Genomic DNA, 21,513 nt, shown 5'->3' with positions numbered 1-21,513 from the left:
GTTTATTAAATTGTAATTTCTATCGCAATTGCAGCGTGATCTGAATATCTTATGTCCTCTTCGTCTCTTTTTGGGTCCAAATGACTCGCATAATTGTGATAAGTGAGCGAGTTGACTCGGGTATTTGGGTCTCTGGGTGAAAACTCTTTGGATGCTAAAATATAGTCTAATACGTTGCCTTCACCATGAAAATAATGTGTTGGAGGCTTAACCCCGAGTTCTGCCTGATTGTCTGAGATGGCAAAGCTTTCGAATAGACCAACGGTTCCTAATTGACTTGATTCACTGACAACAGGGAATTGCTCGGTCATGAAAGATAGAGCAGGGCTGGTAATGTGTGCATTGAAGTCGCCCATTACTAATGTGGCTGAGCTTTTTTCTCTTTGCGTTTTTAGCGCGTCGTAATACACGATAGAGGCTTCTAAAGAGCGAGAGATTTGAGACTGCATGGTACCGACCGTTTGATTAAGCATAACTAGGAATGGATCTTCTTGATCGGGATCCCCTAATAGTTGTGCCATGGAATGGACGCGCTGAGATTTAAAATGCACCGCATAAATGGTTAAGAGTCCAAACCCCTCTAAATCAAAGGTACACTTAATGGGGGTTCGATTAAATTTAAAGTGTGCGAGGTTATTTAAATACTCTAATAACTCATGGCAAGGCTCTAAAGGCTTGCATTGTTTAAATGGAACTTTAGAAGCAATCGCGACAACCGGGTTGAAAAGTACATTTGGATAGACTGCGTCTGGTTTAGGTGAATCTACGGTGGCAAAGTATTTAAGCCCTAAGTCCTCGCAAATTGAGGCTAAAACATCTGGAGCGAATACTTCTTGAAAGACGATGACTGTGGGGTCTATGTGCTGAATTAGGCCCGTGATAAATTGCGTTTTAGTGGCCCACTGGGTGTCATTATAGGTTTCCTCTGGTTGATAAAATGCATAAGGAGGCGATGCAAAATTCAAAAGATTGAAAGACGCAAATTTGAAAGTTTTTCGCTGCTCCATAAAAATCCCTCTGTTTTCCATTAATAATGACTATTTTATCTTAGTCTTTTCCTTGCAACTCGTCACGCATCAGGTCACAATAGCCGCAGGATTGAAAGACCCCAGTCAAATTTAGCATACCACTGAATAACCAATGCTTATTCGTAAAAGCGTTGATGGGCAACACTAACACTTAAAATTGATAATAGATACATGTGACGCGGCGTAGGTGTCACCACTGTAAATAGGATTAAAAATGCCAGTAATTACTCTTCCTGACGGCAGTCAGCGTATTTTCGAAAACCCTGTTTCTACTCTTGATGTTGCTAAAGACATCGGCCCTGGTCTTGCAAAAGCAACCATTGCAGGCCGTGTTAACGGTGAGCGTGTAGATGCATGTGACATCATTGAACAAGATGCCAATCTTGAAATTATTACCGCAAAGGACGATGACGGTTTAGAGATCATTCGTCACTCATGTGCGCACTTAATTGGCCACGCGGTAAAGCAACTTTTCCCTGAAGCCAAAATGGCGATAGGTCCAACTATCGACAATGGCTTCTATTACGACATCGACATGGACCATTCTCTAACTCAAGAAGATCTTGATGCTATTGAAAAGCGCATGTTACAGCTTGCAAAAACAAACTATGATGTTGTTAAAAAGAAAGTGAGCTGGCAAGAAGCACGAGACACATTTGAATCTCGCGGTGAAAGTTACAAGATGGAAATCTTAGACGAGAATGTTGCTAAAGATGACCGTCCGGGCCTATACCATCACGAAGAATACATTGACATGTGTCGTGGACCTCACGTGCCAAACATGAAGTTCTGTCAACACTTCAAAATTATGAAGGTTGCGGGCGCATATTGGCGTGGTAATGCAGACAACAAAATGCTTCAGCGTATCTATGGTACTGCTTGGGCAGACAAAAAGCAGTTAAAAGCATACCTTAAGCGTTTAGAAGAAGCTGAAAAACGTGACCACCGTAAAATTGGTAAAGCATTAGATTTATGGCACTGGCAAGAAGAAGCGCCAGGCATGGTATTTTGGCACAACGATGGTTGGAGCATTTATCGCGAACTAGAAGACTTTGTTCGTGAAAAATTGCGTGAATACGACTACGAAGAAGTAAAAGGTCCATTGATGATGGACAGAGGGCTTTGGGAAAAGTCTGGTCACTGGGATAAGTATTCAGATGCAATGTTCACGACTGAATCTGAGAAGCGTGAATATGCAATCAAACCAATGAACTGCCCAGGTCACGTACAAATCTTCAATCAAGGCTTGAAATCATACCGTGATTTACCACTGCGTATGGCTGAGTTCGGTTGTTGTCACCGTAATGAGCCGTCAGGTGCTCTACACGGCCTAATGCGTGTCCGTGGATTTACTCAAGATGACGCCCATGTATTCTGTACAGAAGAGCAGATCATGGATGAAGTTTCATCTTGTATTAAAATGGTCTACGATACGTATGAAACATTTGGCTTTGAAAAGATAGTTGTAAAACTTTCTACTCGCCCTGAAAAGCGTATTGGTGAAGACGAAATGTGGGACAAAGCAGAAGCAGCACTTGCTGAAGCGCTTAAGTCTAATGACATTGAGTTTGAATACCTACCGGGTGAAGGTGCGTTCTACGGACCAAAGATTGAGTTCACATTGTACGATTGCCTAGAGCGAGCTTGGCAATGTGGTACAGTGCAGCTAGACTTTGCGTTACCAGGTCGTTTGGGCGCGACATATGTCGCTGAAAATAACGAGCGTAAGACGCCTGTTATGATCCACCGCGCGATTTTAGGTTCGATTGAACGTTTCATCGGTATTTTAACCGAAGAGTATGCAGGTTTCTTCCCAACATGGTTAGCACCAAAACAGGTTGTTATCATGAATATCACGGATAAACAGGCTGATTATGTCCAAGAAGTGGTGCAAAAACTAAATAAACTTGGAATAAGAGCTTGTGCTGACTTGAGAAATGAGAAGATAGGCTTTAAAATCCGCGAGCATACTTTAAAACGTATACCTTATTTACTTGTTGTTGGCGATAAAGAAGTCGAGCAACAAGAGCTAGCAGTAAGAACGCGCAAGGGCGAAGACCTTGGCAAATTCTCTGTTGATGATTTTGTCGCTAAAATTAGCGAAGAGATTAAAAACAGAGTATAACTTTTGAAACCCGTGCGGCAAACATATTTACAACAGTGCCGCACGTTTAATTTTGGATTTTTTGGAGGAACGTACCATTAGAGGCGGCAAAAAAGGGCAAACTACTGCTCAAAAGAATCGTATCAATGATGAAATCACAGCGAAAGAAGTTCGCTTAATCGATGCTGAAGGTGAGCAAGCGGGCATTGTCTCTACGAGAGATGCGCTAGCGCAAGCAGAAAGCGCAGGTTTAGACCTTGTTGAAATCAGTCCAAACGCTGAGCCACCAGTGGCTAAGGTTATGGACTATGGTAAGTTCGTTTTTGAAAAAGCAAAATTACAAAAAGAACAGAAGAAAAAGCAAAAACAGATCCAGGTTAAAGAAATTAAATTCCGTCCTGGTACTGACGAAGGTGACTACCAAGTTAAACTTCGTAACTTGCGCAAGTTCTTAGAAGGTGGCGACAAGGCGAAAATCACCATCCGTTTCCGTGGTCGTGAAATGGCTCACCAAGAAATCGCAATTGACATGCTTAACCGCTTAAAAGCAGATTTGGAAGAGATCGCTCAAGTTGAGTCTTTCCCGAATCGTGTTGAAGGTCGTCAGATGGTTATGATGATGGCACCTATTGCAAAAAAAGCATAAGTCAGGCATAATTCGCGCCGATTTTTGAAAGAATTTAACACAGGTATTGAAAGTACTGAGATTTTTAATCTTGAGTCACCTGTGTTAACCGGTAATAAGTAAGCTGTTTGTTTCATTCAGCTTCGCCGGAATAGGGTGTAAGTTGGGCCTTAAAAGTGATGTTCGCATCCGCCTACTTGCATATATTAAACGCAATATCATTTGGAGTTATTGCAATGGCTTATAAGCTAAAAACACACAGAGGTGCTGCAAAGCGCTTCAAAAAGACTGCTTCAGGCGGTTACAAGCGTAAACAGTCGCACCTTCGTCACATTCTGACTAAGAAGTCTTCAAAGCGTAAACTACACCTACGTGCTAAGTCTATGGTTCATAAGAATGACCTAGGCCTTATCGATCGTATGTTACCATTCGCTTAATAGAGGATATCAGAAATGGCAAGAGTTAAACGCGGTGTTATCGCACGTGCACGTCACAAAAAAGTATTAAAGCAAGCTAAAGGTTACTACGGAGCACGTTCACGTGTTTACCGCGTAGCGTTCCAAGCTGTAACTAAAGCTGGTCAATATGCATACCGTGACCGTCGCGCTAAGAAACGTACTTTCCGTCAACTATGGATTGCGCGTATCAACGCTGCAGCACGTCAAAACGGCCTATCTTACAGCCGCTTCATTAACGGCCTTAAAAAGTCGTCAATTGAAATCGATCGTAAGATCCTAGCTGATATCGCAGTATACGACCAAGTAGCTTTCACTGCTCTAGTAGAGAAAGCAAAAGAAGGTCTTGCAGCTTAATTTATTAATTAAGTATAGCGATGTTTAAAAGGAGCCTCTGGCTCCTTTTTTAGTTCTTATTTACAGTTAACCTATGCGTCTAGCTGCATTAACGTATCTCATTTTACTATCTATTTTTAAGTAGTAACTTGTCCAACCAACGTGAACTTAAAATACGTTTTAAGTAACCCATCAAATAAGTCGGAAATGTCACATAATATCTAGCTTTCGCCTTTGGTGACTCAATCGCATGTAGTAGTTTGTCGTAAACTGCTTCCGGGCCGAGTGTGAACTTTTGTGGTGCTGTTTGTGCTTTAAGCCTCGTTAGCTGCGCTTGATACTCATCTTTATGGTAACTGGACCCGATATCAATATGTTGCTCAAAAGCTTGGCGGGCATTTTTTCTAAAATCTGACAGGATTGGGCCAGGTTCTATCAAGCTGACTTGAATATCAGTCTCAGCAAGTTCCATTCTTAGTGTGTCAGTCAGTCCTTCTAATGCAAATTTACTGGCATTGTAAGCGCCACGGTAGGGAAGCGCGACTAACCCGAGCACAGAGGAATTTTGTATAATTCTACCTTGGCCCTTTTGGCGCATATGTGCAACGGCAAGACGGGTTAATGTGTGCCAGCCGAAAAAGTTGACTTCAAATTGCTGCCTTAAAACATCAGTGGGTAAGTCTTCAACTGCACCAGGCTGGCCATATGCACCGTTGTTAAAGAGCACATCGAGTTTTCCATCGCATAGTTCAAGCGCTTCTTCGAAGCCTTTGTGTATCGAATTATCGTCTGATAAGTCGAGTAAGATACAAGGTATAGCTAATTCTTCAAATATCGAACGGTGTTTTGGGTCCCTGACTGAGGCAATAACTTTGTACCCAGAGTTATGCAGTGTTTTTGCACAATACAAACCTATGCCGGTAGAGCAGCCCGTGATTAAAATACTTTTACTCATTGGTTTCGTTAAACTTTCCTTAAGTTGACCGCGTTATCGTGCGGTTAACTGTGAATTTTTGTTGAATCACCGCACATTGTAAGCCGTTAAATAAAATATTGATATAATCAACTTTATACAAAAAAGACACAAAGAATGTTTATGAGTTTAGGTATTGTTCTGCTTTACGCAACACTTAATTTGAATAGTCATCTCCCTCCTTTGCAGCCATGGCAGGGCCAAAGTGAGCAGCTAATGCAGCAAGAGGGACTTTTAACAACAGACTTTGAGTTAAGTGGCGGATTGGAGTCCCCAAATTACAAGCAAACGAACGCATTTATAAAGCGATTAGTTGCATCAAACCCAACGCAGTTTAAGTCGATTAAAATTGGCACAAGCGATCAAGGAAGAGACATTAATATGCTCTTGGCGGTCGAAGATAGCCAATTTACGCCTGCGATGATGAAAAACAATAATAAGCCAACGGTCTTGATCCAAGCAGGTATTCATGCGGGAGAAATCGATGGTAAAGATGCCATGTTTATGTTGCTTAGAGATATCGCTACAGGAAAGCGCCGCGATATATTGAGCAAAGTGAATATATTGTTTATCCCGATTTTAAATGTCGATGGTCACGAAAGAAGCAGTGAGTTTAATCGTATTAATCAACGTGGTCCAATCAACATGGGCTTTAGAACCAATTCAAAAAATTTAAATTTGAATCGAGACTATACCAAATTAGATACGCCAGGTGTACGCTCGGTCTTGAAAGTGATCAATGATTACGCGCCATCGCTATATGTTGATGTGCATGTAACGGATGGTGCTGATTACCAATATGACGTGACTTATGGATTTAATCCAAGCTTTGCGAGTGAATCTCCAACAATTGCAAAAGTGCTAGAAGACCAGTTTACGCCAATTATTAATAAAAAGCTTACTGAGCAAGGTCATATCCCAGGTCCGCTGGTGTTTGTTATGGACAAACGAAACCTTAAAAAAGGGCTAGCAGGTTGGGTTGCCTCGCCAAGGTTTTCCAATGGGTGGGGAGACCTAAAAGGGCTGCCTACCATATTAGTTGAGAATCATTCATTAAAGCCATATAAACAGCGTGTATTGGGTACTTATGTATTTATTGATGGTGTGATTGAGGCACTGGCACAGCAGTATAAGGCGCTGGATAAGGCAATAGAAACGGAAAAACATAACCATCCAACAGAACTGGTTGTTGCTAGAGGTTACAGTCAAGAAGCGGATTACATAAGCTTTAAAGGGGTTAAATATAAAAGCTTTGAAAGTGCTTTGTCTGGGCATCAGGAAGTAAAGTATCTTGGTGAACCAGTTCAATATGACAATCTTCCGGTTTATTGGCAGAAGGATGTTAAGTTAACGGTTAAAGTACCAGACGCATTTTATATTCCTCCTGAATATTCAGCTTTAGTTGAAAAGCTTGTATTACAAGGTATAGAAGTTGAGAAGCTTGCAGACGACCTGTCATTTTCTGGATTGACCCAGCTTAAAGTTGAACAGCATTCATTCGCAAAAACACCGTTTGAAGGGCGCTTTAGAGTTGAAGCATCTTTCACTTCAACCGTGCTCGAAGATGAGCTTATACTTACCGGTTGGACTAAAGTATCGACTAAACAAGACTATTCAGAACTGGTTACGCATTTGCTTCATCCGGCTGCGCCAGATTCATTTTTTGCATGGGGTGACTTCCACAGTATATTTCAACGCACAGAATATGTTGAAAATTATGCACTTGAGCCATATGCTAGGAAGATGTTAAAAGAGAGTCCTAAGCTTGCTTTGGCATTTGACAAGAAAATCCGTGAGGATAAAAAGTTTGCTAAAAGCGATAAACAAAGGCTTGAATGGTTGTATGAAAAAACACCATACTATGATAGGGCTTATTTAAAGTATCCGATCTTAATGTCGTATACGGAGCAGTAACATGAAAGTTTTAACAATACCAGTAACGCAGTTTACGCAAAACTGTCGAGTTATAGCTTGCGACGAAACAGGAAAAGCTGCCATAGTGGATCCTGGCGGGGATGCTGAGAAGATAATTGCAACAGTCAAACAACATAATCTCAGTGTCGAATTTATCCTGCTTACACATGGCCATTTAGATCATGTTGGTGCGAGCCAGCTACTTGCCACAGAGTTCGGTGTAGAGATAGTTGGTCCGCATGCAGAAGATCAGTTTTGGCTTGACGGTTTACCTATGCAAGCGCAAATGTTTGGCTTTACGCCACATGATGCTTTTTTACCTCATCGCTGGTTAGATGAGGGAGACGTTGTTGTTCTGGGAAAATTGCAGTTACAAGTTAGGCATTGTCCTGGGCATACGCCTGGCCATGTGGTTTTTTATGAACCTTCAAGTGCTACAGTACTGGTAGGTGATGTGCTGTTTAAAGGTTCTGTGGGGCGTACTGATTTTCCTAGAGGAGATGCCTCACAACTTAAGCACGCTATTAATACTAAGCTCTTTACTTTAGATGATGAAACTAAAGTAATGAGTGGTCACGGAGAAGATACCACTATAGGGTACGAAAAGCGTAATAACCCATTTATGAGCGGTCGCTTTGGGTAGTTCTACGTGAATAGCGTAAAATTTAACATTAAAATATAAAGAAAAATATGTCATTAAATCAAGTTGATCGTCAGATACTAGCGTTGTTACAGCAAGATGCGAGTTTGTCCACAGCAGAAATTGCAGACAAAGTAGGATTATCGCAATCTCCTTGCTGGAGACGTATCGCCAAATTGGAACAAGATGGATTTATTAAAGGAAAAGTTGCGCTATTAGATGAAAAGCAACTTGGATTTGATATGTTGGTATACGCGCATGTCAAATTATCCAATCACGGTCGCAGCAACCTTGCTGAATTCGAAAAGCTCATCATGAGCTATGACGAAGTGACCGAGTGTTATACCATGGCTGGTACTATGGACTTTATGCTTAGAATTGTGTCCAAAGGGATTGAAGGTTACGAGCTGTTTGTTCGTGATAATTTATTAAACCTTGAATATGTACAAGAAGTTCACTCTAATGTGACCATGACATGCGTTAAACGCTCAACCGCCTTGCCAATCATATAGTGTCATACAGACATCTCAATTTAACACTATAATGTATCATGTTTGTTAAAAGCGCTGGATTTTGATAGGATCCAGCGCTTTTCTGTCGTAGTAAAAACACTTGGGGATATAAATGTTTAATCTTATAGGCAAAGCGCCAAGCTCTGCTAAGAACGACGTGCTTTCTGGTTTAACCGTTGCATTAGCATTGGTGCCAGAAGCGGTCGCATTCGCATTTGTTGCACAAGTCGACCCATTGGTTGGTTTGTATGCAGCATTTATCGTTGGATTGATAACGTCAATTTTTGGCGGTCGTCCAGGAATGATTTCAGGTGCAACTGGTGCACTTGCAGTAGTTATGGTAAGCCTTGTGGTTGAACATGGCGTTGAATACCTCTTCGCCACCGTCTTATTGATGGGTATTTTACAGATATTGGCCGGTATATTTAAGCTAGGTAAGTTTATCCGAATGGTTCCGCACCCGGTTATGCTTGGTTTTGTAAATGGTTTGGCCATTGTTATTTTCTTAGCGCAATTAGGCCAATTTAAAGTCATGGACGAGTCAGGTACTCTTCAGTGGATGCAAGGCTCAGAACTGTATATTATGGCTGGTTTAGTTGCATTAACTATGGCCATTATTCATTTCCTGCCAAAGCTGACAACGGCTGTGCCATCAAGCTTGGCAGCTATCCTAGTTGTGACGGGTATTGTAATTGGTTTTGACTTAGATGCGCGTAATGTACTTGATTACCTTAAAGACATGAGTGGTAATGCAGATGCAACAATCGCTGGTGGTTTCCCTGCTTTCCATATCCCAGATGTTCCTTGGAACCTTGAAACACTTAAAATTATCTTCCCATATGCACTTATCTTGGCTGCTATCGGCTTAATTGAATCACTATTAACATTAACACTGATTGACGAAATCACAGAAACTCGTGGTAACAGCAATCGTGAATGTGTTGGTCAAGGTGCTGCAAACGTAACATGTGGTGTGTTTGGTGCGATGGGTGGTTGTGCGATGATTGGTCAATCTATGATTAACATTAATTCAGGTGGTCGTAGCCGCTTATCTGGTATTACAGCAGCTTTATTATTACTTGGCTTCATTTTATTTGCGGCGAGCTTAATCGAGATGATCCCACTTGCGGCACTTGTTGGTGTTATGTTTATGGTTGTACTTGGCACATTTGAATGGTCAAGCTTCCGTTTAATGAAGCGTATCCCTAAGAGTGATGCGTTTGTGATTGTGTTGGTATCTGGTGTGACTGTGATCACGGACCTTGCAATTGCGGTATGTGTGGGTGTGATTGTCTCTGCGCTTGTATTTGCTTGGGAGCACGCGAAGCACATTTACACAAATAACTATATCGATGACGAAGGCTCTAAAGTATATGAGCTACACGGCCCACTATTTTTCGGTTCAGTGAAAAACTTCGCAGAATTGTTTGATGTTGCTAACGATCCAGATGATGTGATTGTTGAATTCAAGCATAGTCGCGTTGCGGATCACAGTGCTATTGAAGCCATTGATACGCTAGCTGAGAAATACACTAAAGCAGGTAAAAAACTGCACTTACGTCATTTAAGTGAGGACTGTAAGCAGCTACTTGATAACGCATCAGATTTGGTTGAAATCAACGTGATTGAAGATCCTAAATACAAAGTGGCTTCAGACAAGCTAGCCTAAGTATTAATGAATTAGACAAGCCCGCTCAATGCGGGCTTTTTTATTGTGATCACATTACTATCTCGGCATTTTATGTATTGGATGAGCTTTACCAATACACGTGTACATGTTTGCAGCAATGATCTAAAGTAGCCTGTAATTAAATATTAAAAGCACAAACCATGAAAACAAAATTTGTACTCTCTATAATTGCTATGACATGTTTTCTCTGTGGCAATGCGATTGCTGATAGTAATACAGTGACGGTAAAAACCTTAACAAAAACATCGCAAAGCTGGGATGGCACACCTTTACCAGCATACCCTCAAGGCAAACCTGAAATTACACTGCTAGATATTCATATTCCAGCAGGCACAGAACTGCCGCAGCACCTTCATCCAGTCATTAATGCGGGGCTTGTGTTATCTGGTGAGTTACATGTTACTAAGCAAACTGGTGAACAGCTCATTCTAAAATCAGGAGAGCCTATTGTTGAGCTAGTAAACCAGTGGCATAAGGGCAAAGCGGTGGGGAAAGAAGATGTGCGCATCATTGTGTTTTATGCTGGTGAGCAGGGTAAAGATATTACGGTGAAAAAACACTAGCTATACTGTTTGAAAACCGAAGCACTTATACCGTTGATAAGTGCTGAGTGTGCTCAACTAAATACTCATAAAGTGCACGTATTTTTGCATTTTGCTTGAGATCCTTGTGGTAGGTATACCAAAGGGCGCCAACGTTCTCTGTACAAAGTAGCGGGCAGCCATCTAATCTCACTAAATTTGGATGCTTAATGGCATCATTCTCAGAGAGTGGTCCTATGCCCATGCCGCTGACAACAGCCGATTGGATATCCGAAAATTGATTGCTAGTGTACACAATGCTGTCGTTTTTTAAGTGTTTGATCACTTGGCTGATAAACGGAATATGATGTTTTGAACTGTCGGGCATTAGCCAATGGAATCGATTAAACTCATCTTCGCTTTGCGGTAAGCCATATTCTGACATGTACTCTTTTGATGCAAAGTAAGACATTTTTAATGAAAGCACATGCTTTGCAATTAAATCAGGCTCTTTTGGCTCGGGACCTGCCCGTAATGAAACATGAATGTTGCCACTTTGCGGTGGGATAACTTCATCGGTGGCCAGTAGCTCTATCCTAACTTTTGGGTATTGCTTTCTGAACTGTTGCATTGCTGGTACTAGCAGGGGAGAGTAAGAGGTCACGGTTGTGATGCGAATTTTGCCGCTAAAATCTTGTTGAATGCTCTGGAGTGTGTCTTCCAAAGCGATAAACTGGGTGTTTAAGTCTTCGAGAGTTTCACTCATTATCTGGCCAGCGTCCGTAAGCTGATATCCTCTTTGATGGCGGATAAACAAAGTCACATTGAGTGCGTCTTCCAAACGATTGATATGCCGCAATACGGTGGTATGGTTACACTTTAAGATAGTCGCAGCTTTTGCAAGCGAGCCTGCCTTTGCAACGGTATGGGCAACTTTAAAGTCATCCCAATTCAATTTCTGCATAAATATAATATTTTTCACTTCGTCTAGATCTTGAGTATATATTTTTTTGCACAATAGTTCTTTAATTTGTGCACTACTCAATGTCACTTAGCCGCGGTAATCTAGTCTCAGTTTTTCAAAGGTGTGGGCTTCATATGTTAAAAAATAGCGATCAGGGGTATGGTTGGGTAAGCATCGCCGTGCATTGGCTCATGGCCGTGGCCATCTTTTTCATGTTTGGTCTTGGATTGTACATGGTCGAGTTAACCTATTATGACGCTTGGTATAAAGGGTCATTAGATTTACATAAATCGCTGGGCATCATATTGATGGGAGTGTGGTTACTTAGAGTGGCGTGGCGACAGCTAAATACAAAACCAAAAGCGCTACCTGGACCAAAGTTAGAACAGATTGCTGCGAGAGTAGGACATCAGCTTTTATATGTGTTGATGTTGCTTCTTTTACTCAGTGGTTATTTTATTTCAACCGCAGATGGTAGGCCGATAAGTGTATTTGAGCTGTTTGAAATCCCAGCAGTGCCTTGGTCTTTTGACAACCAAGAAGACATTGTGGGCGATATACATTTTTGGCTTGCATGGAGTTTAATCGGATTTGTGGCTGTGCACATGTTAGCAGCACTGAAACATCAATTTATCAATAAAGACGGCGGCTTAAGTCGTATTTTAAAAGCATCAAAATAACGTATTTTAATTTATTTATAGAATATTTAAGGGCAAATTATGAAAAAGGGTATCGTGAGTGCGGTGTTAGCAACAGGCTTATTAATGGCTGGAACAGCGGACGCTGCAGAGTACAAAGTAGATAAAGCCGGTGCACATGCATTTATCAACTTTAAAATTAAGCACCTAGGCTACAGCTGGCTAACAGGTCGGTTCAATGATTTTGATGGTAAATTTAGCTATGACAAAAACAAGCCTAATGAGTCTAAAATCGATATAGTGATCAACACAGCTAGTATCGACTCAAACCATGCCGAGCGTGATAAACACCTACGTGGAAAGGATTTTTTGAACGTAAAGAAATTCCCACAAGCAACGTTTGAAAGTACTAAGTATGAGCAAGTAAACGACAAAGAAGCTAAGTTAACAGGCTTACTAGAGCTGAACGGTGTAAAAAGAACAATTACATTCCCAGTTGAAAAAATTGGCGAAGGGCAAGACCCTTGGGGTGGCTACCGTGTTGGCTTTTCTGGCGAAACATCACTAAAACTAAAAGACTTTGGGATAGACTATAACTTAGGTCCAGCATCAACACATGTGACGCTTGAATTACATATTGAAGGTATTCGCCTTTAAGCCTTAAGTGCATTTGGATAAGTTGGGTTAGCTGAGATCGTGTAGCTGAAGTTTTTGGTGAAATGATCTTTGCAACTCAGAAATGCACAACTGCATTAAACTGGGTTCCAAGGCCCAGTGGAGGGAAGGCAACAATATCTTGGATCGTAAAAAACTTTTCTCAAAGTGTTTTAAGGCAGATAGAATCAAAGCAATCATTAACTTGTGCTAAAGAGGTAGTTCGTAATTATAGGACTAAACTACAGATTGCAGCATCAGACATATAAAATGAACATAATAATTTCTTTTTTGTTATTGATTATATCTAGCAATGCACTTGCAAGTGCTATATTGCAATTCCCAAAATTAAAGTGCTCAACAGGTACCTTACAGTTAAATATTGTTGATGTGTCTTTTTGCCCACTGACAAGCAACTTAGAAAGAATAAACTTTCTTGGGTTGTCTGAACAAACGGTAACCATACTAAGTAATGGTGAGGAATTAACGATTGGTCTTAACCCTCCAGATATTTCAATCTCAAATCTCCATAAGAAATTTAACCTGACTGTGCATGAGTTTTTTTTGAGCTTGTATGAAGGCACATTAAAAACTGATAATTTGGTGTTAATAAAAGAAGCGTTTGATATAGATAAATCAAATAAGATGAAAGTTTATAAAAAAGGCAATTTATTCGCTTTTACTATTACAGGAAGTAACGCCGAGTATGACAGGATTTATCTAAATAAAATAGATAATGATGTGATTTATCAAATAACAGGTGAGTTTGATGAAAAGGGTGTTTTAGATATTCTTTCAAGGATAGAGTATTAAGCCTGAGGGTAAAGTAAATTTGATAAATATGTCACTCCTTTACCCCAAATTAAGAAAGTTCGATTGGGCAGTTATTACTACCTCTTTACTTTTATCTTGCTAAATATCAGTCGCATTTCAGTGAGCCTGAATCCAGCTGAAAAGTATGACATTCCCCAATATCAAAACAGCCGCTGATAAGCTTGCAAGATTAATGTTAATCATGTGTTTTTTCTGTAAAGTAGTGACGATTCAATATGAAGTAAGCATGCAAGTGCGCGTTTTAACTGCTTATGCAAAGCAGAATCTATCTTTTTGATGGCTATTAAAAAATGTGGGATTACCAGCTAAGTATATTCTCCCATTTATTGGACCTAGCTAATGGTATTGTATTAGTTCAACTACGTGTTCTGTATAATTAGAGCAGTTAAGTACACTGCTTTTATCAATTAAGGAGAAAGATGCATGAACGAAGCTAATTCAGTCAAGGATGCCATTAATGCTTTTTACAAAGGCGCTGGAATTAATCTAAAGTTCACCGGTGAGGTTAATGAAAAGGTAGCTGAAATATTTGGGAAAATGGTAATTGAAACTCAAAAGTGTACAACCGCACTAAAGTGGGTGCCTACTCCAACAGGCGGAAAAGCGACCATTACATGGGTTGCGAAAAACTTTACAAAGAGTGCGATTACCCAATTAAAGGAAGAGCAATCTTTAACTTGTGCTAAAAAAGTAGTTTTAGACTATAAAACTTCATTGAAATTGGCGTCCTTAGGTATTTAGCTATGAGGTTAATATTAATACTATTATCCATTTTCACTTGTACCGCTAGTGCTAGCCAATTTCCACAGTCATCTTGTAGTGGCACCCCTTATTGGCTAGAAGTTTCTGCTATCAAATTGTGCTTGGAGCCAGAAAATGTAAGTTATCTGAATGTGTTAAATTCAAAATACACATCTATGTCAATAGTATACGATGGGCGTGAGTATATTTTTCAAGTACAAACGGTAGAAAATGCAACGGGTGGACTTCATAAAAAATATGGTTTATCAGCATATCGTTACTTTCTAGCCCTAGCATTAAAAAATAATCTTAAAGTAGACTACCCAATTGCTTACGAGATACATGAGTTGAAGTCCGAACATGAAATAAATGTTTATGAGTCTTCTGAATGGGCAGTTTTTACCTTAATAAGTAACCATAGAAGTTTTGACGAGGTATTTATTATAAACAAAAAGAGTCAAAGCATATTTCAAATAGGAGGAGAATTTGACCAAAAAACGATTATGAGTTTGCTTTCTAAAGTGAAGTTACCATAAAAGAGAGTTAAATAGGACAGGGAGAGTTAAATAGGACAGGCACAAATTATTGCTCAAATCGCGTTACTTGACTACTGTTTAAATATCCAGTTTTAAGTTGAGTTGAATGGAAATGACAAGAGCAAGGAAAGCCCTGGTAGATTTGTCGTCGACGTCTTATTACCACTTAATGGGAGAGTTAAATAGGACAGGCACAAATTATTGCTCAAATCGCGTTACTTGACTACTATTTAAATATCCAGTTTTAAGTTGAGTTGAATGGAAATGACAAGAGCAAGGAAAGCCCTGGTAGATTTGTCGTCGACGTCTTATTACCACTTAATAGCGCGATGTGTACGCCGTGCTTTTTTGTGTGGGGGGGATAAATATACAGGTAAAAACTTTGACCATAGACGAACATGGTTAGTCGAGAGAGTAAAACTGCTAAGCAGTATATTTGCGATTGAAATAGCCGCGTATGCCATTATGAGTAATCACTATCATTTGGTGGTGAAAGTGAATAGACAGCAAGCACTTAGTTGGTCAGATAACGAGGTAATATCTAGGTGGTATAAGTTGTACAAGGGCAGTCCAATTATAGACAAGCAGCGAAACGGTGATACTCTTAGTGAGGCAGAGCAACTACTTGTATCGGAACTGATTGAAGAGTGGCGAGCTCGCTTATACGACATCAGCTGGTATATGAAAAACCTCAATGAATTTATTGCTAAGAAGGCAAACAAGGAAGACAAATGCACCGGAAAATACTGGGAGGGGCGGTACAAGTCTCAAGCCTTGCTAGATGAAACGGCATTGCTCAGTTGTATGGCTTACGTAGATTTAAACCCAATCCGAGCCAACATGGCAAATAATCTAGAGGATAGTGATTTTACCTCGATTCAAGAGCGCATAAGGCACTTTAAAGACGCCAAACCAAACGCACAAAAATCTAATCAAAATAATGAAAATGCACATCAGAAAAAACAGCCAAAAATACTAAAATCGTTTGGTACAAGAGAGTATGAAAACACATTACCTTTCTCTTTGTTTGATTACCTCGAGCTAGTTGCTTGGACGGGGCGTCATGTTCATCCGAAAAAGAAAGGGGTCATACTAAAGAGTGTGCCCGATATTCTGGTATCACTGAAAATTGAAGAAGCAACTTGGTTAGGTAGAGTGCAAAATTATGGTACTGACTATGGAAACTTTGTAGGCTCGAAAACGGTATTAAGAGCTTATGCGGCTAAAAATGATGTAAGTTGGTATAAGGGAGTAGGTTAGTAAAAAGTTGTTTTAGCCTTGCTTATAAATCTAGTTTTTTCCTACTTAATAAAATGAAAATATTCCTATTTGAAGTTATTATCTAATATAAGATGCTTCTCGATATTTATATAGTGACAAACTTATTGTTTTGGAATGGCATCTCGAAAATTGTTTATTTTTTTAAGATGTGCCTGTCCATTTTTGTGTTAGTTTTAGCCTTGCTTATAAATCTAGTTTTTTATTGTTTAATGAAATGAAAATATTCCTATTTGAAGTTAATATCTAATGTAAGTTGCTTCTCGATATTTCTATAGTGAAGAGCCCATTTTTTGGAATGATATCTCGAAAATTGCTTATTTTTTAAAATGTGTCTGTCCATTTTTGTGTTGTGCTATAACGTTGGCTTTGGCTTGTATATGAAAGCGTTTTAATAACACACAAAAATTAGACGAATGAAACCAGTGTTAAAAAATCAAAAAGCAGGTGGTAGTAACAGACGCAAATTTATCCTCACAGGACACAAAAAAGGTCGCAGGAGGGGCTGGGCTAAAAGGTGCCACCTCCACGTCGCTCTGATGAGGTTGTGTTAGAACATCTATTATTTTAATTAGGAGTATATAGCTGATATTAAGCTGGCATATTAAGAATCCCCTTTTTTCAACTACTTTCTTTTACTGTTGAATTAGAAAATTCAACTGCAGAAAAAGCTGCTGACCACCTATTACGTTACCAGTGTCAGTTAGGTTAACCCTGTACCGCCACTTTTCGAGTGCTAAGATGGCCTCTTTCTCAAATACCCCTTGTGGTTTTGATTTTAAAACAGTGATATTAGTTGGCTCACCTAGTTTATTTAAGTCAAAGGTGAGTTGTACATAGCCATTTATACCTTGTTTAACTGCTTTTTCAGGGTGTTTTGGCGCTACACGGTGAGTTAAAGTTGGTGAATTAGCTTCGTTTGGTTTTTCGCTATTAATCTTGCTTAGGTATTGGTCAAAATGATGCTGTTGGGTGATTTCCATATAGTCATAATATTTAAGGATATGGATCTTCGCAGCATCATAGTGACCCAGAGAAAAGCTAAGTTCAGCTAAGTTTTGCAAAGTTATCTTATGCTCATTCGGATTTAGGTGAGCGTTTTTAGCAGCATGTTCAAAGTATATTAACGCTTCATTTTTCATGTCACTCTTCAAATAGAGTGAGCCAATGTGGTAGTTGATCAACGCTGTGTCATATACATGTTGGGTTTCTATCTTTTTAAGAGCGTTTACTGCGTCTAGGCTACTGTCTATTCCTAATGCGTCGATAACTTGACTACCACTATCTAGGCCTAGAGTGGATATAAGTCGTTTGTTATGACAAGAAAAATTTAATTTTATTTTATTGCATTCTTTAAATTCAATATTTCTATCCACTATTGGCGTACTCGTGACACAGCCAAATAAAGCAGATGATAGAGCAATGGGGTAGATTAGTTTTTTCATGATTTAGTAAATTTTATTATTTAAAATTATATATTAACACCTTTTTTATATTAAAACGCGTTTAAATCTACAGCTGTCAGAGGGATGAAGAATATAAATGTGTGAATCTAGAACTATATTCGAGAGAGATACAATCGAGAAATATTGAAAGGGTTCAGGGTGTTATTTATCGCATAGCAGTGAGAGTAGCATGAATTTCACATGAAGATTTATCATAAATATCTCTTTGTGTCATGGTGTTTTTCGTATTTTTAAGTGCTAAAAGGGATGTTTGTAGGCTATGGATTATCCTCAGAGGTGGGTTAGGTAACAAAGCAATTCTATCCATTTAATTTTATTTGAATAAGAGCAACTGCGTTATAAGCAGTTATGAGAGAGTACGTCATTTTTTGGTTGTCTTATGGTTAAATTAGGGAGCACTGATTTTAATTGGCGTCAATTACTTTTCCTATATCTCCGAATTTAAGTCAAGCTGTTTGCCAAGTAGCTCTATTTCTTCCTGAATTTTTTATTTATGAGTTCGATTTCCTAAACTAAAAAAGTGGAAAACTATTTGCAATCAATAAAGTTATCTCTATAGTCTACGCCAGTTAAATTTTAACTCAAGTTTGTATTTCCACTTGGTTAATACATATACATTTTTTAGTTCTACCAATTAAAGAAGAAAACAATGAGAGCACTATCTATACTCGTTTTTACGCTCCTACTGAGTGCGTGTAATAGTACACCAATGTATCAGGGGTACTTTGTTGATCTGGAAAAAAATAAAGTCTTTTATGGAGATGGCAACCCCTTTGCTCAGCTAGCAAATAGACCTCAGAAAGTTATTAGTCGTCCATTATTAAATGCTGATATTAATACTTTTGAAGTCTTAGAGGTTAAAGGGTATGCAAAAGATAAAAATTTTGTTTATCATTATGGTAGAACAGTACCATTCGCTGACCCTTCAAGTTTTGAATTACTCACTGACTACTTCTCGAAAGATAAAAATTACATTTTCTTTAAGGCACAGCCTATAGAAGGTGCACCATCCCAAGGTGCAAAAGTTATTAATCCATCAGCTATAATATTTGACGAAATGTATGTATTAAGTCAGGGTAAGGTATATATTAACCAAGGTGAGTCTAGCTTTACACCGTGTGATATTAATAGCTTTAAAGTCCTAAAGCGCTCAGAGTATAGCAAAGACAACAAGTGCGTATTCTTTAAAGGAGTAAAATTAGAGGGAGCTAACCCTAAAACTTTTAAAACAAAAGGTTGGTCTTATTCTGTAGACAGCAAAAGTGTTTACTTTGAGAGCACAAAGTTAGATCAAGTGAACCCAAAGGGGTTTAAAGTACTGGATAATGATTACGCTAAAAATAAACACAATGTTTTTTTTAAGGGAGAACTTTTAGTTAATGTAAGTACCAAGTACTTTGACTCTATCCGTTATAGCTACGCGAAGAATATTCAGGGGGTTTACTTTGAAGGGAAGCTATTAGAAGGTGCTAACCGTAAGCTGTTTCGACTTAGTGGATATGAGAAAGGTACTGACACTCAAAACTGTTACTATAAGTCAGAGAAAGTTGATTGTGATACTTATGAGTTACCATCAAATAAAAAGGAAGAGAGTAAGCTATCGGTATTTGACGGCGTTGACCTAGGGAAACGCATGACTCCACAAGAGAGAAAAGATAGCGTTTCTAAAATGGTAAGTAATTTATTAAAAATGAAAAAGCTAAACTTGGAAGCGCTAAATGATAAATTAGAAATTATCCTTGAAGAGCAAAAGTCTAAATATGAAGGTAAATATTTGACCCCAAATATGGTTAAAAACATTGATCTTTCTAAACTTGATGTAGGTTTTCATTTCGAGTTATATACACCCGCAACCCCGGGTAGAAATTTGTTTTATGAATTTAGGGGGATTGAAAATAACAAAGCAAACTTTGTAATTCACACAATGGAACACTTTGGTGCACGAACCCAAAGTAGAACATTAAAAGGAAAAACACTTTCAACTTCGAAGCCATTATTAAGAAGTGGTTTAAATATTGAATATGCACCATTTGAGTGTACTTTCCAGTTGGGAGAGTGTATGCATAAAGCAGCGTTCGAACATAGTAACAACATCACAAATCACGAGTTTGAAATTAATTACAAAGATGGCTATTGGATTAGAACAAGCCTAACCTCAATGGGTGATGGGAAAGAAGAGCTATTTTTATTTGACCAATATGGCTTTGTATTAGTGCATGCTATTAAAGAGAATGAGAGCTTAAGCCAATTGTGGCTAAGGTTTGAAGATTCTAAAAACTAAACATTAGGTAGAGAAAAGTTTATTTTGAAAGGATCCGTCTTTAAGTCTTGAATAGGGTGGGGCTACTTATATTTATGAGAGGCTCCATCCGTTTTGATTATATGCAGTTTATGTTTTTTCCTATATGGTAGCAGCCCGACTGTATGAACGTAAATCGACCTCATGGGCAACCTACAGCAGTTTCAGGATGAAGAGCACCACCAATTTTATTTTCTGATTCTTAGCTTGATTTTTATTCGCTGTTAAGTTTTTATTATTGCACTCATTTTATGTTTTTTATAATTTTATTGTGATAACTACATTGCTGTTTTTATAGAAATTAGAGAATAGCTTTTAGATCATAATATGAAACATTTACTTTCTATGTAGCTTATATTAAATCACTTAAATGATTATTTAACTTCGATAGTGGGTTTTTTGGGGAGTAAATAGGGTTTTGTATAATGAAGGATGCTAAATAACAAGCGGTATGCAAAGGTAGTTGTATTTATGTTGGTTTTATTACAATAGGGTAGTGTAAATGGGAGGGGTTATTATTTTTAATGGTGCATTAAAAATTTTTCAGACATGAATTTTTTGCTCATAAATAGGTTGAGTATTGTGAAAATGAGTTCTTCTTGTTTACTATTACTACCATCAAAACTAGCGGGAAAGGCTACATAACCTTGTTTTGTGCTTCATCACTTTCATTTTTCTGCTAATATTTTCCTTTTTATACATGAGGTACCGACGATTATTGCATATATAGAAGACAGGCACTGGAACAGCATTTTGGCAATTCAGAATAGCTCATATCATGAACTAGATGCTGAAAATTTAGAGGTGCTGAGAAGTAAATATGAGATATCTCCTGATACATGTTTTGTGTGCTTAGCAAACAATGGAGCAGTATTAGGCTATTTGCTATCTCACCCGTGGAGTGGCATTTCGCCTCCAAAGTTATTCGAGCCTTTAAACGCTCCCGAGAACAGTGATCATTTGTATCTTCACGATCTGGCTATTAGCCCTGATTTAAAAGAGCAAGGGTTAGGTCGTTCGCTCGTTTTGAAGCTTTTTGAGGTGGCTCGATTAAAAGGGATATGCAGGATAAGCCTAGTGGCGGTGCAAGGCGCTGATAGTTTTTGGTCAAGGGTTGGCTTCTATGAAGTTGCAGGGGTTAATGTTTGTTCTAGCTATGGTGAGAATGCGGTTCTGATGGAAAAGTGCTTATAAATGCCCTCAGCCATGTCATGTGATATGTGAGGGCGCTCTTATGAAAAACCGTACTTAACCCCAGCGATATATAATATCGTTCTTTGATTGTTTTTTTAATTCAATGACCAA

Annotated in this window: 21 protein-coding genes; 17 read left to right on the top strand and 4 right to left on the bottom strand. The window is 38.9% G+C overall.

Annotated features, from left to right (window positions below; genetic code table 11):
* Positions 1–5 precede the first annotated feature (5 nt).
* A complete protein-coding gene (locus tag L1077_RS14405) occupies positions 6–1,007 on the bottom strand; it encodes an endonuclease/exonuclease/phosphatase family protein (protein WP_237137470.1) in 1,002 nt (333 codons plus the stop codon).
* 235 nt (positions 1,008–1,242) lie between these two features.
* Here L1077_RS14405 and thrS point away from each other — a divergent pair, with 235 nt between their 5' ends.
* The 4 genes from thrS (at position 1,243) to rplT (ending at position 4,569) form a co-directional block, all read left to right on the top strand.
* The gene (gene thrS / locus L1077_RS14400; RefSeq protein ID WP_237137469.1) at positions 1,243–3,153 is read left to right on the top strand and encodes a threonine--tRNA ligase; all 1,911 of its coding nucleotides are present in this window, start codon (positions 1,243–1,245) and stop codon (positions 3,151–3,153) included.
* 61 nt (positions 3,154–3,214) lie between these two features.
* A complete protein-coding gene (gene infC, locus L1077_RS14395) occupies positions 3,215–3,778 on the top strand; it encodes a translation initiation factor IF-3 (protein WP_080672567.1) in 564 nt (187 codons plus the stop codon).
* A gap of 215 nt (positions 3,779–3,993) precedes the next feature.
* Positions 3,994–4,194, top strand: a complete 201-nt coding sequence (gene rpmI / locus L1077_RS14390; protein ID WP_023398350.1) for a 50S ribosomal protein L35 — start codon at positions 3,994–3,996, stop codon at positions 4,192–4,194.
* Positions 4,195–4,209: 15 nt separating this feature from the next.
* Positions 4,210–4,569: a 50S ribosomal protein L20 gene (gene rplT, locus L1077_RS14385; protein WP_023398349.1), complete on the top strand. Its 360-nt coding sequence runs from the start codon at positions 4,210–4,212 to the stop codon at positions 4,567–4,569.
* A gap of 106 nt (positions 4,570–4,675) precedes the next feature.
* Here the strand turns inward: rplT and L1077_RS14380 are convergent, their stop codons facing one another.
* Positions 4,676–5,503 carry an SDR family oxidoreductase gene (locus L1077_RS14380; protein ID WP_237137468.1) on the bottom strand — a complete coding sequence of 276 codons (828 nt, stop codon included), beginning with the start codon at positions 5,501–5,503 and terminating at the stop codon, positions 4,676–4,678.
* A gap of 141 nt (positions 5,504–5,644) precedes the next feature.
* On the opposite strand from L1077_RS14380, the gene L1077_RS14375 reads away from it, so the two are divergent.
* The 5 genes from L1077_RS14375 (at position 5,645) to L1077_RS14355 (ending at position 10,840) form a co-directional block, all read left to right on the top strand.
* Positions 5,645–7,435: a M14 family metallopeptidase gene (locus L1077_RS14375; RefSeq protein ID WP_440589546.1), complete on the top strand. Its 1,791-nt coding sequence runs from the start codon at positions 5,645–5,647 to the stop codon at positions 7,433–7,435.
* Between the two features lies 1 nt (position 7,436).
* Positions 7,437–8,078: an MBL fold metallo-hydrolase gene (locus L1077_RS14370; RefSeq protein WP_237137466.1), complete on the top strand. Its 642-nt coding sequence runs from the start codon at positions 7,437–7,439 to the stop codon at positions 8,076–8,078.
* Between the two features lie 47 nt (positions 8,079–8,125).
* Complete coding sequence (locus L1077_RS14365) at positions 8,126–8,587, top strand: Lrp/AsnC family transcriptional regulator (protein ID WP_023398345.1); 462 nt, start codon at positions 8,126–8,128, stop codon at positions 8,585–8,587.
* Positions 8,588–8,699: 112 nt separating this feature from the next.
* Positions 8,700–10,256: a SulP family inorganic anion transporter gene (locus L1077_RS14360; protein WP_237137465.1), complete on the top strand. Its 1,557-nt coding sequence runs from the start codon at positions 8,700–8,702 to the stop codon at positions 10,254–10,256.
* Between the two features lie 161 nt (positions 10,257–10,417).
* Positions 10,418–10,840 (top strand): cupin domain-containing protein, encoded by a 423-nt coding sequence (locus L1077_RS14355; RefSeq protein ID WP_237137464.1) that lies wholly within the window; start codon positions 10,418–10,420, stop codon positions 10,838–10,840.
* A 25-nt stretch (positions 10,841–10,865) separates the two neighbouring features.
* On the opposite strand, the gene L1077_RS14350 is transcribed toward L1077_RS14355, so the two are convergent.
* Positions 10,866–11,762 carry a LysR family transcriptional regulator gene (locus L1077_RS14350; protein WP_237137463.1) on the bottom strand — a complete coding sequence of 299 codons (897 nt, stop codon included), beginning with the start codon at positions 11,760–11,762 and terminating at the stop codon, positions 10,866–10,868.
* Between the two features lie 134 nt (positions 11,763–11,896).
* Between L1077_RS14350 and L1077_RS14345 the strand changes: the two genes are divergently transcribed.
* The 6 genes from L1077_RS14345 to L1077_RS14320 all read left to right on the top strand — a co-directional run bounded on the left by L1077_RS14345 (position 11,897) and on the right by L1077_RS14320 (position 16,425).
* Positions 11,897–12,442 (top strand): cytochrome b, encoded by a 546-nt coding sequence (locus L1077_RS14345; RefSeq protein WP_237137462.1) that lies wholly within the window; start codon positions 11,897–11,899, stop codon positions 12,440–12,442.
* Positions 12,443–12,481: 39 nt separating this feature from the next.
* The gene (locus tag L1077_RS14340) at positions 12,482–13,057 is read left to right on the top strand and encodes a YceI family protein (RefSeq protein ID WP_237137461.1); all 576 of its coding nucleotides are present in this window, start codon (positions 12,482–12,484) and stop codon (positions 13,055–13,057) included.
* Positions 13,058–13,303: 246 nt separating this feature from the next.
* On the top strand, positions 13,304–13,867 hold the full coding sequence (locus L1077_RS14335; protein WP_237137460.1) for a hypothetical protein: 564 nt from the start codon (positions 13,304–13,306) through the stop codon (positions 13,865–13,867).
* Between the two features lie 444 nt (positions 13,868–14,311).
* Positions 14,312–14,629, top strand: a complete 318-nt coding sequence (locus tag L1077_RS14330) for a hypothetical protein (RefSeq protein WP_237137459.1) — start codon at positions 14,312–14,314, stop codon at positions 14,627–14,629.
* 2 nt (positions 14,630–14,631) lie between these two features.
* On the top strand, positions 14,632–15,165 hold the full coding sequence (locus L1077_RS14325) for a hypothetical protein (RefSeq protein WP_237137458.1): 534 nt from the start codon (positions 14,632–14,634) through the stop codon (positions 15,163–15,165).
* Positions 15,166–15,429: 264 nt separating this feature from the next.
* Entirely contained in the window at positions 15,430–16,425 is a 996-nt protein-coding gene (locus L1077_RS14320; protein ID WP_237137457.1) for a transposase, read from the top strand.
* A gap of 653 nt (positions 16,426–17,078) precedes the next feature.
* Here the strand turns inward: L1077_RS14320 and L1077_RS14315 are convergent.
* The gene (locus L1077_RS14315) at positions 17,079–17,888 is read right to left on the bottom strand and encodes an energy transducer TonB (RefSeq protein WP_237137456.1); all 810 of its coding nucleotides are present in this window, start codon (positions 17,886–17,888) and stop codon (positions 17,079–17,081) included.
* A gap of 670 nt (positions 17,889–18,558) precedes the next feature.
* On the opposite strand from L1077_RS14315, the gene L1077_RS14310 reads away from it, so the two are divergent.
* Complete coding sequence (locus tag L1077_RS14310) at positions 18,559–20,190, top strand: DKNYY domain-containing protein (protein WP_237137455.1); 1,632 nt, start codon at positions 18,559–18,561, stop codon at positions 20,188–20,190.
* A gap of 771 nt (positions 20,191–20,961) precedes the next feature.
* Positions 20,962–21,402 carry a GNAT family N-acetyltransferase gene (locus tag L1077_RS14305; RefSeq protein ID WP_237137454.1) on the top strand — a complete coding sequence of 147 codons (441 nt, stop codon included), beginning with the start codon at positions 20,962–20,964 and terminating at the stop codon, positions 21,400–21,402.
* The last annotated feature ends 111 nt before the right edge of the window (positions 21,403–21,513 follow it).

The organism is Pseudoalteromonas luteoviolacea, from assembly GCF_021654285.1.
Classification (GTDB): Bacteria; Pseudomonadota; Gammaproteobacteria; order Enterobacterales; family Alteromonadaceae; genus Pseudoalteromonas; species Pseudoalteromonas luteoviolacea_J.
The sequence above is the reverse complement of the archived record's forward strand: the minus strand, read 5'-3'. Positions and strand labels throughout refer to the sequence as shown.

Coding starts and splice junctions, on each gene's coding strand:
- L1077_RS14405 (WP_237137470.1), bottom strand. CDS start 1,007: ATGGAGCAGCGAAAAACTTTCAAATTTGCGTCTTTCAATCTTTTGAAT.
- thrS (WP_237137469.1), top strand. CDS start 1,243: ATGCCAGTAATTACTCTTCCTGACGGCAGTCAGCGTATTTTCGAAAAC.
- rpmI (WP_023398350.1), top strand. CDS start 3,994: ATGGCTTATAAGCTAAAAACACACAGAGGTGCTGCAAAGCGCTTCAAA.
- rplT (WP_023398349.1), top strand. CDS start 4,210: ATGGCAAGAGTTAAACGCGGTGTTATCGCACGTGCACGTCACAAAAAA.
- L1077_RS14380 (WP_237137468.1), bottom strand. CDS start 5,503: ATGAGTAAAAGTATTTTAATCACGGGCTGCTCTACCGGCATAGGTTTG.
- L1077_RS14375 (WP_440589546.1), top strand. CDS start 5,645: ATGAGTTTAGGTATTGTTCTGCTTTACGCAACACTTAATTTGAATAGT.
- L1077_RS14370 (WP_237137466.1), top strand. CDS start 7,437: ATGAAAGTTTTAACAATACCAGTAACGCAGTTTACGCAAAACTGTCGA.
- L1077_RS14365 (WP_023398345.1), top strand. CDS start 8,126: ATGTCATTAAATCAAGTTGATCGTCAGATACTAGCGTTGTTACAGCAA.
- L1077_RS14360 (WP_237137465.1), top strand. CDS start 8,700: ATGTTTAATCTTATAGGCAAAGCGCCAAGCTCTGCTAAGAACGACGTG.
- L1077_RS14355 (WP_237137464.1), top strand. CDS start 10,418: ATGAAAACAAAATTTGTACTCTCTATAATTGCTATGACATGTTTTCTC.
- L1077_RS14350 (WP_237137463.1), bottom strand. CDS start 11,762: ATGCAGAAATTGAATTGGGATGACTTTAAAGTTGCCCATACCGTTGCA.
- L1077_RS14345 (WP_237137462.1), top strand. CDS start 11,897: ATGTTAAAAAATAGCGATCAGGGGTATGGTTGGGTAAGCATCGCCGTG.
- L1077_RS14340 (WP_237137461.1), top strand. CDS start 12,482: ATGAAAAAGGGTATCGTGAGTGCGGTGTTAGCAACAGGCTTATTAATG.
- L1077_RS14330 (WP_237137459.1), top strand. CDS start 14,312: ATGAACGAAGCTAATTCAGTCAAGGATGCCATTAATGCTTTTTACAAA.
- L1077_RS14325 (WP_237137458.1), top strand. CDS start 14,632: ATGAGGTTAATATTAATACTATTATCCATTTTCACTTGTACCGCTAGT.
- L1077_RS14320 (WP_237137457.1), top strand. CDS start 15,430: ATGACAAGAGCAAGGAAAGCCCTGGTAGATTTGTCGTCGACGTCTTAT.
- L1077_RS14315 (WP_237137456.1), bottom strand. CDS start 17,888: ATGAAAAAACTAATCTACCCCATTGCTCTATCATCTGCTTTATTTGGC.
- L1077_RS14310 (WP_237137455.1), top strand. CDS start 18,559: ATGAGAGCACTATCTATACTCGTTTTTACGCTCCTACTGAGTGCGTGT.